The sequence below is a fragment of the Simplicispira psychrophila DSM 11588 genome (assembly GCF_000688255.1).
Lineage (GTDB): Bacteria > Pseudomonadota > Gammaproteobacteria > Burkholderiales > Burkholderiaceae_C > Simplicispira > Simplicispira psychrophila.
The window spans coordinates 142599-160388 of record NZ_JHYS01000009.1; the positions used below are offsets into that span (position 1 = coordinate 142599).

At 62.2% G+C, this 17790-nt stretch carries 16 protein-coding genes; 6 read left to right on the forward strand and 10 right to left on the reverse strand.

From position 1 onward, the window contains the following. Positions 1 to 72: 72 nt before the first annotated feature. The 3 genes from Q390_RS0111130 to trxA all read right to left on the reverse strand — a co-directional run bounded on the left by Q390_RS0111130 (position 73) and on the right by trxA (position 2301). Positions 73 to 351, reverse strand: coding sequence for a type B 50S ribosomal protein L31 (locus Q390_RS0111130; RefSeq protein ID WP_027996130.1), 279 nt, complete (start codon positions 349 to 351; stop codon positions 73 to 75). A 103-nt stretch (positions 352 to 454) separates the two neighbouring features. Further along, positions 455 to 1717, reverse strand: a complete 1263-nt coding sequence (gene rho, locus Q390_RS0111135) for a transcription termination factor Rho (RefSeq protein WP_027996131.1) — start codon at positions 1715 to 1717, stop codon at positions 455 to 457. Positions 1718 to 1968: 251 nt separating this feature from the next. Further along, positions 1969 to 2301: a thioredoxin TrxA gene (gene trxA / locus Q390_RS0111140; protein ID WP_027996132.1), complete on the reverse strand. Its 333-nt coding sequence runs from the start codon at positions 2299 to 2301 to the stop codon at positions 1969 to 1971. A gap of 142 nt (positions 2302 to 2443) precedes the next feature. Here trxA and Q390_RS0111145 point away from each other — a divergent pair, with 142 nt between their 5' ends. After that, positions 2444 to 3802, forward strand: coding sequence for a TIGR03862 family flavoprotein (locus tag Q390_RS0111145; RefSeq protein ID WP_027996133.1), 1359 nt, complete (start codon positions 2444 to 2446; stop codon positions 3800 to 3802). Positions 3803 to 3838: 36 nt separating this feature from the next. Next, entirely contained in the window at positions 3839 to 5299 is a 1461-nt protein-coding gene (gene cls / locus Q390_RS0111150) for a cardiolipin synthase (RefSeq protein ID WP_084153877.1), read from the forward strand. Positions 5300 to 5390: 91 nt separating this feature from the next. Here the strand turns inward: cls and Q390_RS0111155 are convergent, their stop codons facing one another. Continuing rightward, positions 5391 to 6110 carry a Crp/Fnr family transcriptional regulator gene (locus Q390_RS0111155; RefSeq protein ID WP_027996135.1) on the reverse strand — a complete coding sequence of 240 codons (720 nt, stop codon included), beginning with the start codon at positions 6108 to 6110 and terminating at the stop codon, positions 5391 to 5393. A gap of 147 nt (positions 6111 to 6257) precedes the next feature. On the opposite strand from Q390_RS0111155, the gene Q390_RS0111160 reads away from it, so the two are divergent. Further along, positions 6258 to 8570: a type IV pilus assembly protein FimV gene (locus Q390_RS0111160; protein ID WP_156949889.1), complete on the forward strand. Its 2313-nt coding sequence runs from the start codon at positions 6258 to 6260 to the stop codon at positions 8568 to 8570. Positions 8571 to 8574: 4 nt separating this feature from the next. Here the strand turns inward: Q390_RS0111160 and thiE are convergent, their stop codons facing one another. From thiE to thiO, 4 genes are read right to left on the reverse strand one after another with little or no spacing between them, the layout of a single operon-like run. Then, positions 8575 to 9471 carry a thiamine phosphate synthase gene (gene thiE / locus Q390_RS0111165; RefSeq protein ID WP_027996137.1) on the reverse strand — a complete coding sequence of 299 codons (897 nt, stop codon included), beginning with the start codon at positions 9469 to 9471 and terminating at the stop codon, positions 8575 to 8577. A gap of 11 nt (positions 9472 to 9482) precedes the next feature. Next, on the reverse strand, positions 9483 to 10295 hold the full coding sequence (locus Q390_RS0111170; RefSeq protein ID WP_027996138.1) for a thiazole synthase: 813 nt from the start codon (positions 10293 to 10295) through the stop codon (positions 9483 to 9485). Positions 10296 to 10337: 42 nt separating this feature from the next. Beyond that, positions 10338 to 10535 (reverse strand): sulfur carrier protein ThiS, encoded by a 198-nt coding sequence (thiS, locus tag Q390_RS0111175; protein WP_027996139.1) that lies wholly within the window; start codon positions 10533 to 10535, stop codon positions 10338 to 10340. Between the two features lie 18 nt (positions 10536 to 10553). Further along, positions 10554 to 11648, reverse strand: a complete 1095-nt coding sequence (gene thiO, locus Q390_RS0111180) for a glycine oxidase ThiO (protein WP_027996140.1) — start codon at positions 11646 to 11648, stop codon at positions 10554 to 10556. Positions 11649 to 11928: 280 nt separating this feature from the next. On the opposite strand from thiO, the gene thiD reads away from it, so the two are divergent. Further along, the gene (thiD, locus tag Q390_RS0111185) at positions 11929 to 12780 is read left to right on the forward strand and encodes a bifunctional hydroxymethylpyrimidine kinase/phosphomethylpyrimidine kinase (protein WP_051603191.1); all 852 of its coding nucleotides are present in this window, start codon (positions 11929 to 11931) and stop codon (positions 12778 to 12780) included. 18 nt (positions 12781 to 12798) lie between these two features. Here the strand turns inward: thiD and Q390_RS0111190 are convergent, their stop codons facing one another. Continuing rightward, on the reverse strand, positions 12799 to 13695 hold the full coding sequence (locus Q390_RS0111190) for a DUF72 domain-containing protein (RefSeq protein WP_027996142.1): 897 nt from the start codon (positions 13693 to 13695) through the stop codon (positions 12799 to 12801). 147 nt (positions 13696 to 13842) lie between these two features. Next, positions 13843 to 15963 carry an oxidoreductase gene (locus Q390_RS0111195; RefSeq protein ID WP_027996143.1) on the reverse strand — a complete coding sequence of 707 codons (2121 nt, stop codon included), beginning with the start codon at positions 15961 to 15963 and terminating at the stop codon, positions 13843 to 13845. Between the two features lie 174 nt (positions 15964 to 16137). Here Q390_RS0111195 and Q390_RS0111200 point away from each other — a divergent pair, with 174 nt between their 5' ends. Next, on the forward strand, positions 16138 to 16887 hold the full coding sequence (locus Q390_RS0111200; RefSeq protein ID WP_027996144.1) for an electron transfer flavoprotein subunit beta/FixA family protein: 750 nt from the start codon (positions 16138 to 16140) through the stop codon (positions 16885 to 16887). Between the two features lie 58 nt (positions 16888 to 16945). Continuing rightward, positions 16946 to 17790, forward strand: an 845-nt coding sequence (locus Q390_RS0111205) for an electron transfer flavoprotein subunit alpha/FixB family protein (RefSeq protein WP_027996145.1), incomplete at its 3' end; no start/stop codon positions are given.

Sequence of the window (17790 nt, forward strand, 5' to 3'; positions counted from 1 at the left end):
GAGCGGGCCAAGGCAAACAAAAAGGCAGCACGGTTGCCCGAGCTGCCTTTGGAGGCGAAAGACGCAGCAGGATTATTCTGCTGTCGGTGCTGTTGCCGTTGCCGTGGTCTTGCCAAAGCGGTTGCGGAAGCGCTCGACGCGGCCACCCATGTTGTCCACCGACTTTTGTGTGCCGGTGTAGAAGGGATGCGACTCGCTCGACGTATCGAGTTTGTACATGGGCAACTCGCGACCGTCTTCAGTCTGGCCCATTTCTTTGGTGTTCACGCACGAACGCGTAACAAACTTGAAACCGTTGGACAGGTCAACGAAGAGAACTTCGCGGTAGTTGGGGTGAATGCCTTTTTTCATGGCGAATCCTTTGATGGGTGGGTCAACTGCGTCAGCCACTGCAGCACGTATTTGCCGCAGCACTTCTCGCGAAAAGCTTTCAATTATTGCACGAATTGGAGCATCAGCCGCCGCGGCGCATCATATCGAAGAACTCGACATTGCTCTTGGTGGCCTTCATGTTCTTGATCATCAGTTCCATTGACTCGATTTCGTCCATGTTGTACATGAACTGGCGCAGGATGCGTGTTTTTTGCAGGATTTCGGGTGCCAGCAGCAATTCTTCACGGCGCGTGCCGCTCTTGTTCAACTCGATGGCCGGGAATACGCGCTTTTCGTACAGGCGGCGGTTCAGGTGAATTTCGCAATTGCCGGTGCCCTTGAATTCTTCAAAGATCACTTCGTCCATGCGGCTGCCGGTATCGACCAAAGCGGTGGCAATGATGGTCAGCGAGCCGCCTTCTTCCACCTTGCGTGCAGCGCCAAAAAAGCGCTTGGGGCGTTGCAGCGCGGCTGCATCGACACCGCCCGAAAGTACCTTGCCGCTGGAGGGTACAACGTTGTTGTAGGCACGGGCCAAACGGGTGATGGAGTCGAGCAAGATCACTACGTCTTTTTTCAGTTCGACCAAGCGCTTGGCGCGCTCGATCACCATTTCAGCCACGTGGACGTGGCGGGCAGCGGGTTCGTCAAAGGTCGAGGCAATGATCTCGCCCTTCACGGTGCGCTGCATTTCCGTCACTTCTTCCGGGCGCTCGTCCACTAGCAGCACCATCAGGTGCACGTCGGGGTTGTTGGCCGTGATAGCGTGGGCAATGTGCTGCATCATCACCGTCTTGCCGCTCTTGGGCGGCGCAACGATCAGGGCACGTTGACCACGCCCCAGGGGCGCAATGATGTCGATGATGCGGCCAGTGATGTTCTCTTCGCTCTTGACGTCGCGCTCCAGCCGCATCTGTTCCTTGGGGAACAGGGGCGTGAGGTTTTCAAACATCACCTTGTGTTTGTTCTGCTCGGGCGGGCCGTCGTTGACCTTGTCGAGTTTGGTCAGGGCAAAGTAGCGCTCACCATCTTTGGGCGTGCGCACTTCGCCTTCGATCATGTCGCCCGTATGCAGGTTAAAGCGGCGCACCTGGCTGGGCGAGATATAGATGTCGTCGGTGCTGGCGGTGTAGCTGGTGTCGGGGCTGCGCAGAAAGCCGAAGCCATCGGGCAGGATTTCGAGCACGCCGTCGGCAAAAATTTGTTCGCCTGTCTTGGCCCGCTTCTTGATGATGGCAAACATCAACTCCTGCTTGCGCATACGGCCGACGTTTTCAATATCAAGCTCTTCGGCCTGCTTGAGGACTTCAGACACATGCAGTGCCTTGAGTTCGTTGAGGTGCATGGGGTGACTCCTTGGCGGAGTGGGTATGAATCAGGGAGAGAAGGCGGTGCGTCGAGAGGGCTGCTGTTGGCAGTTCTGGCTTGCCTGGGGGCTCGAACTGGCCAATGCGTGTGGGCCAGCGATCAAATGGGATTATGCAGGAAAATTTTTAAAGACCCGCTTGCGCGCAAGCAGGGGGGCAGAAAAACAGGTTCACACTGCAGGTACTGCGTGGCCGCGGTGCAACAAGGTTGCGCAGCGGCCAAGGAATGTCAGGCCAGTTGTTCGTCGATGAAAGCGACGAGTTGCGATTTGCTCATGGCGCCGACCTTGGTGGCAGCCAGCTGACCATCCTTGAACAACATGAGTGTGGGAATGCCGCGGATACCAAATTTGGCGGGAATTTCCCGATTTTCATCGACGTTCATTTTGGCAATTTGCAGCTTGCCCTGGTAGGCGCCCGCCACTTCATCGAGGATGGGGGCAATCATTTTGCAGGGACCACACCACTCAGCCCAGTAGTCAACCAGCACGGGAACGCTGGCTTGCAGTACGTTCGCTTCAAAATCGGTGTCAGAAATATGTTTGATGAGTTCGCTTGCCATTGCGCTTTCCTTAGAGAGGGCCGATCGGGATAAAGTGCGTCCATTGTGACAGAAACCAGTGTTTGCCCCGCGCCAAGTCTAGGCTTGAGTGCTATGACCGTGATAGCAAAATAAGTGTGCTGCAAGCACGATCGAAAAATTTATGAATTCAATATCTTCCTCTCCTGTTTCTTCCTCTGTTTCTTCCCTTGTTTGTGAGGCGGTCGTGATCGGTGCGGGACCGGCGGGCCTGATGGCTGCGCAAATCCTGGCCCAGGCGGGCGTATCAGTGCACGTGTTTGACGCCATGCCCAGCGTGGGACGCAAATTTCTGCTGGCCGGCAAGGGCGGCTTGAATCTGACCCACTCCGAGTCGATGGAGCCGTTTGTCAGCCGCTATGGCGCGCGGCAAGCGCAGATGGCGCCGCTGTTGGAGCAGTTTGGTGCGCCGCAAGTGCGCGGCTGGGCACAGGATTTAGGCGTCGAGACGTTTGTCGGCACTTCCGGACGGGTGTTTCCGGCCGACCTCAAGGCGGCGCCACTGCTGCGCGCTTGGTTACAGCGTTTACGCAGCCAGGGCGTGCAGTTTCATATGCGCCATCGTTTTGGCGGCTGGGACAGTGCCGGGGCGCTGCAATTTCACACGTCCGGTGGTGACATCAGTGTTCAGGGCCGCGCCGTGGTGCTGGCGCTGGGGGGGGGCAGCTGGGCGCGTCTGGGCTCGGATGGCGCATGGCTGCCCTGGCTGGCCGCACGTGGTGTGGCGACGGTGCCGCTGCAGCCGAGCAATTGCGGCTTTGACGTGCCGCGCCAAGGCGGTGCAGTCGAGACACGCCGCGAATTTCTGCAGGAGCTGATCGGCCAGACGCCGACTCCAGCCGTTGGCTGGACGGCGCACTTTGCCGAGCGATTTGCCGGCCAGCCGTTCAAGACCGTGGCACTGGCGTTCACCGACAGCGCAGGCCGGCATTTCAGCCGCCGGGGTGAGTTTGTCGCCACAGCGACCGGCGTCGAAGGCAGCTTGGTCTACGCCGTCTCGGCGCTGCTGCGCGATGAAATCGTTGCCCACGGCCATGCCACCTTCACGCTGGATTTGTTGCCTGACCACACGCCCGAGCGCGTGCTGGCTGAGGTACGCCACCCGCGTGGCACGCGTTCGTTGTCGAGCCACCTCAAAAGCCGGTTGGGGTTGGACGGTATCAAGATGGGCATCCTGTACGAGCAATTGGGCAAGGAGCGCGTGGCCGACCCGTACCTGCTGGCGGCTGCCATCAAGGCGCTGCCGATCACGGTGGTGGCGATGCGGCCCCTGGACGAGGCGATCAGCACGGCGGGGGGGGGGACTTTTGAGGCGCTGGATGACCAGCTGATGGCGCAGGCTTTGCCGGGGGTGTTTTGCGCTGGTGAAATGCTCGATTGGGAGGCGCCCACCGGCGGCTATCTGCTCACCGCCTGCATGGCCAGTGGCGTGCGCGCCGGCCAAGGCGCTGCGCAGTGGCTGGCGCAGCAAGCCCGCGATTGATAGCGGGTTTTCCAGTCCATTCGCAAAGGATCGTGCATGTCGTCCATTGTTTGGAATGCCCATCCTGGGCACCGTGCCTGGTACCGCGTGTGGATGTGGGTCGCGTCATACCTTGTGATGCTGGGGTTGACGGCCTGCACTGCCAGCTTGCCCATTCTGGTGCCCGATTTGAAGCTGCGCCATGCCCGACCGGTGCAGCTAGAAGGCGCGCGCGGCCCTTTGACCAAGGCGCAGAGCAAGGCGGTGCTTGATCGCCTGCGCAGCCGCAGTTCCGATACCGATATCTTTACGCGCCACTTGGCGCTGGAAGAGGCCATCACCGGCAGTCCCTTGACGGTGGGCAACCGCGTACAACTGCTGCGCGACGGGCCGGCGACCTATGCCGCCATGCTGGCTGCCATCGCTGCGGCTACCGACCATATCCACATGGAAACCTACATCATTGAAGACGATGAAATGGGTCGGCTTTTTTCCGCTGCACTGATCGCCAAACAGCGCCAGGGCGTGCAGGTGAATCTGATGCATGACAGCGTCGGCACCATTGGCACGCCGGCGGTCTTTTTCAAGCCACTGACCGATGCCGGTATCCGCGTGCTGGAATTCAATCCGATCAACCCGCTGCTGGCACGCAAGGAGTGGGAGCTGAACCAGCGCGACCACCGCAAGCTGCTGATCGTCGATGGCAAGATCGCTTTTCTGGGTGGCATCAACATCAGCAGTGTGTATTCGGGCGGCTCGTCCACCGGCTTGGGCTCGCACTCGGGCTCAGGTGCACGCTCAAGCAAGGCCCGCGCGCCGGATGCTGGCACGTCCTGGCGCGATACCGATATGCAGCTGCAAGGACCGGTGGTGGCCGAGTTGCAAAAACTGTTTCTGGACGCCTGGGCATCGCAAAAAGGCGAGTCGCTGGAAGTGCGCAACTGGTTTCCTGCGCCGCGCAGTGTGGGCAAGGACGTCGTGCGTGCCATTGGTAGCTCCCCCGAGGAGCCGTTCAGCCTGATCTACGCCACGCTGCTATCGGCCATTGAAAGTGCCGAAACCAGCGTACTCCTGACCAATGCCTACTTTGCCCCTGACCCGCAATTGATGGCCGCCCTCAAAGCCGCAGTGGCGCGCGGCGTGCAGGTGCATTTGATCTTGCCCCAACACACAGATTCGCAACTGGTGTTCCATGCCGGGCGCAGCCACTACGATGAATTGCTGAGCGCCGGTGTGCAGATTTACGAGCGGCGCGGACGCGTGCTGCACTCCAAAACCGCGCTGATCGATGGCGTCTGGGCCACGGTCGGCTCTACCAATCTGGACTGGCGCAGTTTTTTGCACAACTACGAAATCAATGCGGTGGTGTTGGGGCGCGAATTTGGCCAGCAGTTGGCAGACATGTTTGCCCATGATCTGGCGCTGTCAGACCAGATCACGCTGGAGCAGTGGCGCCGCAGACCTCTCGGTCAACGTTTGCAAGAGGGATTTGCGCGACTCTGGGAGTACTGGTTGTAAACCTGCCTGCCGCATCTGTTTTTAGATAAAACAGGCTGAAGCGCTTATGGGATAAGCGCTTATAGCTATCAAAAATAAATTAACTTGGCCTTCAATTGTCGATGGCTGCAATGCGCAGCAAAGCTGCACGGTCGCGCACTACCAGGCCGGCTGGCTCGATGCGGATGGCGTCTTCGCGCTCCATCGCCTTGAGCTCCTGGTTGACGCGCTGGCGCGAGGCGCCCAGCAACTGGGCCAGTTCTTCTTGCGCCAGTTGCAGGCCAATGCGCACTTCGTCGGCATTGGAAAGGCTGGAAATGCCGTAGCTGCGCACCAGATGCAGCAATTGTTTGGCCAGGCGCGCGCGCAGCGGCAGGGTGTTGAGGTCTTCCACCAGGCCGTAGAGCTGGCGAATACGCCGTGCGTTCAGGCGCAGCATGGCGTCGGATAGTTCGGTATGGGCCGTGAGGATTTTTTTGAAATCGGCCCTGGCCACGCACAGTGTCGTGGTGTCGCCATGGGCATAGGCGTCGTGCGTGCGCCGATCGCCATCGAAGATCGACACATCACCAAACCAGATGCCCGGCTCGACATAGGTCAGCGTGATCTGCTTGCCAGAAAGCGAAGTGGAACTGACGCGCACCGCGCCCTTGGCGCAGGCACCCCATTCTTCTGGGGGGTCGCCACGGGCGGCGATGAGGCTGCCGTCCTTGAAGCGCCTGACATAGGCGCAGCGCAGTATGTCGTGGCGCAGCGAGGGAGAGAGGGTGGAGAACCAGCGGCCGGAGTTGATCGCTTCACGTTCTTCGATGGTCAGAATGGGTTCGTCCATGGGGGTGTCTGGTAGGTGGCGGGAGCGCGCTGATTGTCGCCCGTGCAGTGGCTGTGGTGCCATCTCCCCCTTTTCACAATGCCGCAGTGACGCTGTCTCTTATATGACAAGGTGTGCCAAAATTCATGCTAAATATCAGATACAAAAGTGAAATTTACTAACACATTGTTGGGCCTTGGAGTAGGCCTTTTTGCTGGGAGCGCAGCCGCCCTGTCTTTGGGCGAGGCGCACGGCCATGTGGTTCTGGGCCGGCCTATCGACCTGGTCTTTGATATTCACACCGATCCTGGCATGGAGCTGGAGGTCGCGTGCATCAATGCCTCTGCGATCGCCGGCGAGACCCCTATCGACAGCTCGCGTTTTCGTATTGCTGCGCTGCCTGTGGTCGCTGGCCGTCCGCCGTCGGTGCGCATTCGCTCCTCCTTGGCGGTGGTGGAACCGATCCTGACAGTGCGCTTGGTAGTGGGATGCTCGGGTGTGGTCGCGCGTACCTATGATTTTTTTGTCGATACGCCGATAGATGCTTCTTCTGTCACCTTGCCACTGGTGGTTGCAGCTTTGCCAGCGCCGCTAGCGGCTGCCAATGGCATGGCAGTGCGCCAGGATGTACGTGCACCGGTTGTCGCTGCACCCACTGCATCTGTAGCTGCAGCTGCCATGGAGCGCCGTTCTGCACCTCTGGCCGCCACGCGCCCAAAAGCCCTGCCGAAACCACCCAAATCAACCACACCACCTCAGACGTCCAAGCCACCAAAGTCTTCCAAACCAGCCAAAGAGCCAGTACCGCGCAAAACCGTTGTGGCGGGTGCTCCTGTGGTTTCCGCTCCTGCAGCGGCCGACGCGCAGCCGCGCTCGCGGCTGACGGTGGAGCCGGTGGGTGATTGGCTGGCTGGCCCTGCGTCTGCGCCGGGTGAGCAGCGCGCCCAAGCCACAGCGCTTTCGCAGGCGCTCACGACGGCTGCTGAAGATCTGCAGAAAGCCCAGGCGCGTTTGCAGCAGCAGCAAGCTGAAATCAATGCGGCGCGCGCCAGCCGCGAAAAGATGCAGGGGATGGTGACGGATTTGCAACAGCGCATGGAGCGCCTCGATAGCGAGCGCTTTTCCGCCACGCTGGTGTATGGCTTGCTAGCCCTGCTGGTGGCGGCATTTGCGCTGCTGGGTTGGCTGTGGCAGCGTCTGCGTGGGCAAATGACAGTGCAACGCACCGAGCCGGACTGGAATTACCCGGCAGCCTTGAATACCAAAGGTTTTGCCGCCGCTGCGGACGAAGCGACTGAATCGGCTTTGATGCCCTCGGTGCCGGCATTTTCTCCCCGGCTGGACAAAGCAGAAGGTCTGGTGCCCACAGTAGTACCGCAAGCGGCTGCTGCGTCACAGCCAGTACCGCTGGAACTGGCGACGTCCATGACCGCAGCTGCACCCCTAGCCCCGTTCCCCCCTCTGATGCCGCCCCCGATCACCATCCCGGCAGTGCGCGTGCTGCATCCTGAGGATTTGTTTGATTTGCAGCAGCAGGCAGAATTTTTTGTCTCAGTGGGGGAGCATGACCAAGCCATCGAGGTGATGCACCAGCACATTGACGAGAATGAAACCGCCTCGCCATTGATGTACCTGGAGCTGCTGCGCCTTTACCGCTCGCTTAGTCGTAGCGAGGATTTCAAACAGTTGCGGGCGCGGTTTCAGCAGCATTTCAATGCTCTAGTGCCTGAATTTGTCGCCTTTCAAGAGGGCGGGCGCACTTTGCTGGGCTACCCCGAAATCGTGGCCAACATCGAGGCGGTGTGGAGTGATGTCGCCGTGTTGCCGCTGCTGGAAAACTGTATCTTTCGTCGCAATGGCAGCCACAGCAGCGCAGTCGAGCCGTTTGAGCTGCCTGCCTACGACGATTTGTTATTGCTCTACGCCATTGCCAGCACCACCCCCGCCAGCGCACGTGGTGCACCGCCGCCGCGCCAGCGCACCACGCCCTCTGCAAACCCAGTGCCATTGCCGCCGCTGGTGCAGGAGCGGCCAGAGCAAGCGCTCTTGTCGCCAGAGCCGCTGACCGTGGCAAGCGACGATATGGGCATGGATCTGGAGTTTGATTTGGGGCCATTTTTGGATGCGAACATGTCCGTGGAGGCTGGTCCGGGGCTGGATCTGGATGCCGTGCAGCTGCCGGCCAATAGCAACCTGATCGACTACGACGACTTCCTGTTGTCAGAAAAAGCAGCGCCCAAGCCTGGCACCGTGCCGCCGCCGTTAGACGCTGTTGCGCCCGTGTTGACGCTGGATCTCGACCTGTCCGACCCCCTCTTTTTTGAGGTCACCGACCTGCCGCCCTTGACTCAAAACGACTTGCCGGCGCTGGACGCCACGCCGGCACCTGCGGCCGGTCAACCGATTGGGTTTGGGGCCGTCAGTGACCGCTTTGAGGCCCGGTTTGAGCTCGACGAGGACGAGGTGAAACCGCTGAAATAAGGTATCAGATAGCCATTGCCTGTAGTAGCTGTGTTGCTGCAGCTTCCGGGTCTGGGGCATTCACCAGCGCCCGCACCACGGCAATTGAGCCAACGCCCGTGGCCAAAATTTCTGCAAAATGTTCAGCGCCAATGCCGCCAATCGCTACCAACGGGTACTGTTGCATCAACCGGGCATAGGTCGCCAGCCGCGCTACGCCTTGCGGGGCGGTAGCCATGCGTTTGAGCGTGGTTGGAAAAACAGCGCCCATGGCGATGTAGCTCGGCCCCACGGCTGCCGCGCGCAGCATTTCAGCGTAGCCATGCGTGCTCACCCCCAGCCGCACACCCGAGGCACGCAGCGTGGCTACTTCGTGTGCTTGCAGTGCGTCAAGATCCTCTTGGCCCAGATGTACGCCATAGGCGCCGGCAGCCAGTGCCGCGTGCCAGTGGTCGTTGATGAACAGCAATGCATCCGTGCCTTGTACCGCTTGCACGGCATCGCGTATTTCGCGGGCAATGGCATCGACATCGTCGGACTTGAAGCGCAGCTGCACCGTCGGCACACCCGCACGCGCCATGCGGCCGACCCAGGTGGCGTCGGGCAGCACGGCGTACAGACCGAGTTGGCGCGGGCAGGCGGCGAAGGCATTGGCTTGCGGTGTGGACGGCAGACCAAAGTCAGCGGGTAAGTCAGGCCAGTGCGCCACATCCACAGCGCCCGTGCGTTCAAAGCGCGCCTGCCAAGCGCGTGCCAGGCAGTCGGCATCGATAGCAATAAAGCCCAAAACGCTGCAGGCTTGCAAGGCGGCGTTGTAGGCCGGCGCGGTTTCGCTGCTGTTCGGGGGGGGCTGTGGTGTGCAAGGAGCAAAGGTGGCCGTGTGGTGGCGCACGATGTCTTGGGCCAGGGTGGCGATGTCCATCGGCGGCTCCGTCAGGCAGGCTGGTCGTGGTGCCAGAACGGCGTGCCCAGCACCGGCGTGCTGGGTTGTGCGGCGTGCTGTGGCTGCATGGCGCCGGCGTGGCGGGCGCTGCGACCGGCGTGCACGGCATCGGCAAAAGCGCCGGCCATGGCAACCGGGTCTTGCGCCAGTGCCACGGCAGTGTTGAGCAGCACGCCGTCAAAACCCCACTCCATGACTTGGCAGGCGTGTGAAGGCAGACCCAAGCCTGCATCCACCAGCATGGGGACTGACAGCCGCTCGCGCAGCACTTGCAGCGCATACGGATTGACCGGGCCGCGCCCGGTGCCAATCGGCGCTGCCCACGGCATCACCACCTGGCAGCCGACATCGACCAAACGCTGGCACAGCACCAAGTCTTCGGTGCAGTAGGGCAATACGTAAAAACCATCGCGGATCAGTTTTTCAGCGGCGGCGACCAGGTTCAGCGTGTCGGGCTGCAAGGTGTAGTCGTCGCCGATCACTTCGAGTTTGATCCACGGCGTGTTGAAGACCTCGCGCGCCATGTGCGCGGTGGTGATGGCTTCCTGTGCGCTGTGACAGCCGGCGGTGTTGGGCAGCACCGGCACATTCAGGCTGCGCAGCAAGTCCCAGAAACCGTGGCCGCTTTCCGCCGGGTTGCTACCTTGGCGGCGCAGCGAGGCCGTGACCATGGCCGGCTTGGCGCGCTGTACCGCCGCTTGAAGCACGGTGGGTGAGGGATAACGGGCGGTGCCCAGCAGCAAGCGGCTAGAGAAAGACTGGCCGTACATGACCAGTGCGTCGTCGGTAGAGGATGTGTTCATGGCAAAAATCCAGAAGAAAGGGAGTCAGCGTGCGCGCTGAATTCAGCCGCCGGTGACAGGAGAGATGACTTCCACCCGGTCGCCGGCCTTGAGCGGGTGGCGTGGGTGCTCAGGCGCCGGCACAAAGACGGTATTGACGGCCACGGCATAAGGCGGCTTGGCTTGCATCGTCGCCAGCGCGTCGGTCACGGTGGCGCCTTCGGGCAACTCGCACGGTTTGCTATTGATGGTGATGTGCATCGACATACGCTAACCGGTTCAGTGCTGTTCGAGCAGGTGCAGCGACAGATCAAAACTGCTGGCCAGGGCCGATTGGCCGCTGTCCAGCACCTCCAGCACCACGTCAAGCATGGCCGGCGCAATCATGTAGCCGTGGCGGTACAGGCCATTGATTTCCAGCGTGCGCGGCGCCGTCTGGCGGATGGCGGGCAGGTTGTCGGGCAGGGTGGGGCGGCATTGCGCGGCGATTTCAAGGATGCGGGCTTCGGCAAAACCGGGGTGCACGGCATAGGCGGCGCTGAGCAGTTCCAGCGCCGAGCGCACGCTGGGGGCGGAGAGGTCTTCGGACTCGATCTCGGTGGCGCCGATGACAAACACATGGTCTTGCTTGGGTGCGATGTAGATCGGATAGCGCGGGTGCACCAGGCGCGTCGGGCGCTGCAGCGTGACGTCGGGCGCGTGGATACGCACCACCTCACCGCGCACGCCGCGCAGCGCCGACCATTGCGGGCGTGCGCCCAAGCCACGGCAGTCAAGCAGCCAGCCATTGGCATCGACGCTGACTTCGTCTGGATTTTTCGGGCAATTCCAGTGCGCCGTGACGCCCAGTGTCGCCATCTCTTGCGCCAGTGCTGCCAGCAATTGGCGGTTGTCCAGCTGGCCTTCGCCGGGCAGGTACATGCCTTGCGAGAAGCGCTGTGCCAGCGCCGGCTCGACCTGACCCATGCTGGCGCTGTCGAGCACCTGCATCGCGGGCAGCTCGGTTACGGTGGCGCGGGTTTTTTCTAGCTGCAGGCGCAAGCGGTCGGCCTCGTTGGCATCTTGGCGGTGCCAGACGATGAGCGTGCCTTCTTGTTGAAAGAATACCGGTGTGCTCAGCGGCGCCAGTAGCTCGGGCCAGCGCGTGAGCGAATGCCGGCCCATGCGCACCACACCGTGCTCGGTGATTGCTGACTCAGCCAATGGCGCCAGCATCCCTCCCGCCACACGCGCAGCGGAGTGCTCACCCAGCGGGCCACCGCTGTCGTAAATGGTGACGCCATGGCCTTGGCGTGCCAGAGAAACAGCCAGCAGTCGGCCCATGAGGCCAGCGCCGAGAATGGTGTGGGTGTGTGAGGAGGTGTGCAATGTCATCGTCGTCCGCCTGTGAAGTTACAGAGACAAAACGGGCAGGTGCCTGCACTGGAAACTCCCCACGCCAGCATGATCTGGATCGGGTAACGGGGCGAGAAACCGTACGGTTTCCATGGTGGTGCCCCAGGGTGTTTCTCAGTCCGCGCCACGATGGCGGGACACCCCTGTTTCGTCCTGGCGGAATTACAGCACATCCCGATAGCCACAAACTTGATGTGGCACATGCATAATTTTCACCATGACGCTCACCGATATTTCTTCTGCGCAGGCGCCCTTGCAGATGCCCCGTTCGCCTGATTTGCCTCATTACGCCCGAGTGCTGTCCATTGCCGGCTCCGACAGCGGTGGCGGCGCCGGCATTCAGGCCGACCTGAAAACCTTCAGTGCCCTGGGTTGCTACGGTATGACGGCGATCACCGCCATCACGGCGCAAAACACCCAGGGCGTGCGCGCCATCCATGGCATTCCGGTCGATACGTTGCGTACGCAGATCGATGCGGTGCTGGAAGACATCGGCGCCGATGCCGTAAAAATTGGCATGTTGCACGACCCCGAGGTGGTACGCGTAGTCGTCAAAGCCATTGCGCGCCATCGCCTGCAGCAGGTGGTGCTGGACCCGGTCATGGTGGCTACCAGTGGCGACCGCCTGATGGCGCTGGAAACTGTCAACGTGCTGGTGCAAGAGCTGTTTCCACTGACCACCATCATCACGCCGAATCTGGATGAAGCCGCCTTGCTGCTGGGGCGCAGCATTGACGGTGCCGATGCGCTGGACGATGCCGCCACTGCCTTGCTGGCGCTGGGCGCGCCAGCGGTGTTACTCAAGGGCGGACACCTGCCCGGCGATACCGTGGTGGACGTATTGGCACTGGCTGATGGTGGGCGCTTGCGCCTGCAGTCGCCGCGCATTGCCACGCACAACGGCCATGGCACCGGCTGCACGCTGTCTTCGGCCATTGCGGCGCATCTGGCGCTGCGCCTGCCGCTGCCGCAGGCAGTAGAGCAGGCGCGGGCCTACATTCTGGGTGCGATTGCCGCCGGCGCCCACGTCCACACCGGCCATGGCCACGGGCCGCTGAACCATGGCTATGCGCCGGTGGTGCAGCGGGTGTTGCAAGGGGGCGGGGATTGACACACCAATCGATGCGCATCACACCAACCCGAGTCGCTCCATCATCGTGCGCGCATTGCGCTGTCCCTGGTCTTCGTGGTTGTTGTTGAAAATAATCTGCAGTACCTGCACGTTTTTCGCCAGCTCCACAATGGCAGGTGTCAGCCCCTGCAGTTCCGCGTCGCTGTAGTCGTAGTTGAAGCGGTCTGATGCCGCGCTCACGCCCTTGCGGTTCCAGGCCTCTTGGTTGCGCCCGTGCAGGCGCAAGATGGCTAGTTGTGGATTGGTGTGTGCCCATACCGCTGGCACGCTGTTGCTGAAACCGCGCGGGCCATCCACGACGACGTGGGCCACGCCCAGCTCCCGTTCAAAATCCAGTGTGGACTGCACCGCATCTTCTGTAAACCAGGATGCGTGGCGGAATTCCACGGCCAGTGGATGCCCCGCCATCCGTTCGACACATTCGCGCACATGCGCATGGCCGGCGCGGTTGCGCACCACCCAGGGTGCGAACTGGAAGTGCACGGCCGTGAGCTTGTGGGCCTGTTGCAGCGGCGCCAGGGCCTCAATGAAGCGGCGCCACAGTTCGTCGATCAGTTCACGCGGCAGGTTGCGGTAATAGAAGACGCTGCGCGACAGCGGCGGCAAGGCGTCCTGCAAGTCCTTGTGCAGCACGCTGGGTGAGGTCTGGTGGCCAGTGAACAGCCGGAATGCCTTGACGTTGAACGTGAAGTCGGCCGGCGTTCGCTCGGCCCACAACTGGCTGTTGGCCGAACTCGGTATGGCGTAGTAGCTGGAATCCACCTCCACCATCGGAAAGCGCGAAGCATAAAAACGCAGCCGTGCTTCGGCTGTCTTGGCGTCGGGTGGATAGAACCTTTTGCAGGCGATCAGCGATTTGTCCGTCCAGGACGCGGTACCGACCAAGATCGTCATGTGGTACTCCGGGAGAGGGCTGCCCGTCATAGGGCACGGGGTGGCGGCCACCATATTGCCCTGTAGCGGGTGCTGCCAATGAAAGAAGGCGCCGCACCCTCTTGCGAGAAATAGCCTACTTGGCCGCCAGTGGTGCTCCCGTCCCGCTCAGACCGTGCGGCCAGCCCGGTGGCCGTCGTGCATCGCGCCTTCGATGTAGTTGACGCCAGCGCAGTCGCCAATGCGCTGCACCGGCACGCCCGACGCCGCTAGTGCCGTCGCTACGCGGTCGTCGGCTTCGGCGCCTATTGCCAGCACCACCGAATCGACCGGCGTGCGCTGCGCAGCGCCGTCAGCATTGGTCCACAGCACCGCGTCGCGGGTGATTTCCTGCACCGTCGCCTTGAGGTGCAGCGTGCCGTGCGAAGTGACAGCGTCCAGCACGCGCCAGCGGCGCACGATGGACAGCTCGCGCCCGGCGCGGTTGCCCGGTTCCAGCACCGTGACCTGGCGGCCGCGCGCCAGCAAAAATTCGGCCAGCTCCAGCCCGACCAGGCCGCCGCCGACGATGACCACCTTCTTGCCCAGCGGCATCCACAGCTTGGACAGGCTTTGCAATGCCTGCGTGCTGTCGGTCACGCGCAACATGCCGCCGGCTTTGAACATCGCGCGCTCGGCCAGTCCCAGCTTGGCCTTGGCAATCTCGTCGGCGCGGTCGCCGGTCATCAGGCGGCGCAGTTCGTCGCCGCTCCAGACATGCTTTTGCTCGGCGCCCTTGATGGCTGGCGCGGCGCGGCGAGCGCCGGTGGCTACCACGATGCTGTTGGGCTTGAGCCGCGCCACCAGCGCCGCGTCGGCCTCGGTGGACAGCTGCACGTCAATCGGCAACTGCTGCATCTGCTCGACCAGGTAGTCCAGCAGCTTGCCGTTTTCCGGGTAGGCCAGCGCGGCAAAGAACAAAGTGCCGCCGAGTCGGTCGCTGCGCTCGACCAGTGTCACGCGGTGGCCGCGCAGCGCCGCCACGCGCGCTGCCTCCATGCCGCCGGGGCCGCCGCCGACCACCAGCACATGGCCGGGGGTGGCAGCAGGCTCGATCGGCGCCTCGAACTCATGGCCAGTCTGCGCGTTGACGGCGCACTTGACGCGCCGGTTGACAAAAATCTCGCTGACGCAGGCGTAGCAGTAAATGCACGGCCGGATGTCTTGTGGGCGGTTGCGTTCCAGCTTGATCGGAATGTCGGGGTCGGCCAGCATCTTGCGCGCCATGGCGACAAAGTCGAACTGGCCGTCGGCAATCGCTTGGGCCGCCACCTCTGGCTCGATACGGCCGGCGGTGATGATGGGAATCTTCACCGCCTGCTTGATAGCGGCAGCGTTGGAGACATAGGCGGCCGGTTTTTGCGGAATCGGTGCGTCGGTAAAGGCTATGCCGCTGGTCATGTTGGCGTAGGCCGAGACACTGATGGCGTCGGCCCCGGCCGCTTCGCACAGCTTGGCGGTGGCGATGGCGTCCGCCAGCGTGATGCCGCCGGGCGTGTGCAGCTCTTCACTGTCCAGGCGCACCCAGACCGGAAAATCAGCACCGACGCGCGCTTTGACTGCGCGCAGCACTTCCAGCAGCAAGCGGGCCCGGTTTTCCAGCGGGCCGCCGTATTCGTCGTCGCGCTGGTTGTAATAGGCTGAAAGAAAGCCAGCCAGGATGTAGGTGTGAGCGCCGTGGATTTCTATGCCATCAAAACCGGCCTGCTTGGCGCGCTGCGCGGCAGCGGCAAACCATTCAACCATCTGTGCAATGTCAGCCTGGTCCATCACGCGCATCCGCACTGGGTGCGGGCCAATGCCGATGAAGGTGGACAGCTCTTCCGGCGTGATGGCCGACATGATGTCGTTCTTCACCATCTTCGGAATCGACGGTACCCAGATCTCGCGGCCCTGCGCCCGATCCAGCGCCGCGGTTTTGCCACCGTGGTGCAGTTGCAGCGCAATTTTGGCGCCGTGGCGGTGCACGCGTTCGGTCAGCGCGGCCAGGCCGGGAATGAAATCGTCTCGTGAAATGCCCACTTGGTACGGCTCGCCGGTGCCATGCGGAAACGCTACCGAGCACACGCCCATGGTCAGCAAGCCGGCGCCGCCCTTGGCACGCGCTTCGTAGTAGGCCTGGATGCGTTCACCACAAGTGCCGTCGGTTTCAGCAAAGTTCGAGCCCATCGGGGCCATGACGATGCGGTTGCGCAGTTCCAGGGTGCCAATGCGTCCGGGCTGAAGCAGCGGGTAGAAAGGGTTGCTCATGGGGTGTAGGGGTGTGCAGTGGAAACTGCAGCCATTGTGAGAGCCCTGCGCGCTCCAACATCGTCCATTTGGACGCTGACGGGTGCGCTGCGGTGCGCCACAGTAGCGAGGATTGAATCGAGCCTTGTCGATTTTTTGTCTTTCACACAAACCCCTCCTGCTGGAATCCCGCCCATGAAAATCCTTGTCCCGGTCAAACGCGTGGTCGACTACAACGTGAAAGTTCGAGTGAAGTCGGACGGCACGGGTATGGACATCGCCAACGTCAAGATGAGCATGAACCCCTTTGACGAAATCGCTGTCGAAGAGGCCGTGCGCTTGAAAGAAAAAGGCGTGGTCACCGAAGTGATTGCCGTCTCCTGCGGCGATGCCAAGTGCCAGGAAACGCTGCGCACTGCCATGGCCATTGGCGCCGACCGCGCCATCCTGGTGCAGACCGATGCCGAACTCCAGCCGCTGGCCGTGGCCAAGCTCTTGAAAGCGCTGGTCGATAAAGAGCAGCCCGGCTTGATCATCCTGGGCAAGCAAGCCATTGACGACGACGCCAACCAGACCGGCCAGATGCTGGCGGCGCTGGCGGATCTGCCCCAGGGCACCTTTGCCAGCAAGGTGGAAGTGTTGGGCGAGAGCGTGCAAGTGACGCGCGAAGTCGATGGCGGCCTGGAAACGCTCTCGCTGAGCCTGCCGGCGGTGATCACCACCGACCTGCGCCTGAACGAGCCGCGCTACGTGACGCTGCCCAACATCATGAAGGCGAAAAAGAAACCGCTCGACACCTTCACCCCGCAAGACTTGGGTGTGGACGTGAGCGCGCGCCTCAAAACCCTCAAAGTATCCGAGCCGCCCCAGCGCGGCGCTGGCATCAAGGTGCCCGACGTGGCCACGCTGGTCGAGAAACTCAAGAACGTGGCCAAGGTCCTGTAAAGCGCCAGCGCACGCACCCCCTGTCCATGACTGAACAAGCTATTTGGAAACCCACACCATGACCGCACTGGTTATTGCCGAACACGACAACAGCGCCATCAAGGGCGCCACGCTCAACACCGTCACCGCCGCCCTGGCCTGCGCTGGCGAAGTGCACGTGCTGGTGGCCGGCCACAACGCCGCCGCTGCTGCGCAGGCCGCAGCGCAAATCGCTGGCGTGGCCAAAGTGATCCATGCCGACAGCGCTGAGCTGGCCGACGCCCTAGCGGAAAACGTCGCTGCGCAAGTGCTGGCGCTGGCCGCCAACTACAGCCACCTGCTGTTTGCCGCCACGGCAGCCGGCAAGAACGTCGCCCCGCGCGTCGCGGCCAAGCTGGACGTGGCGCAGGTGAGCGAAATCACCAAAGTGATCAGCGCTGACACCTTCGAGCGCCCGATCTACGCTGGCAACGCCATTGCCACGGTGCAAAGCCTGGACGCTACCAAAGTCCTCACCGTGCGCAGCACCGGCTTTGACGCCGCAGTGGCGACGGGTGGCAGCGCCGCGGTCGAAACCGTAGCTGCGGCGGCGGGCGCTGGCCAAAGCCGCTTCCTTGGCCGCGAAGTGACGAAAAACGACCGCCCCGAGCTGACGGCGGCCAAGATCGTGGTCTCGGGCGGGCGCGCGCTGGGCAGCAAAGAGCAGTTTGACGCGGTGATGGAGCCGCTGGCCGACAAGCTGGGCGCCGCGCTGGGCGCCAGCCGCGCGGCGGTGGACGCGGGCTACGCACCCAACGACCTGCAAGTGGGCCAGACGGGCAAGATTGTGGCGCCGCAGCTGTATGTGGCCGTCGGCATTTCGGGTGCGATCCAGCACCTGGCGGGCATGAAGGATTCGAAGGTGATCGTAGCGATCAACAAAGA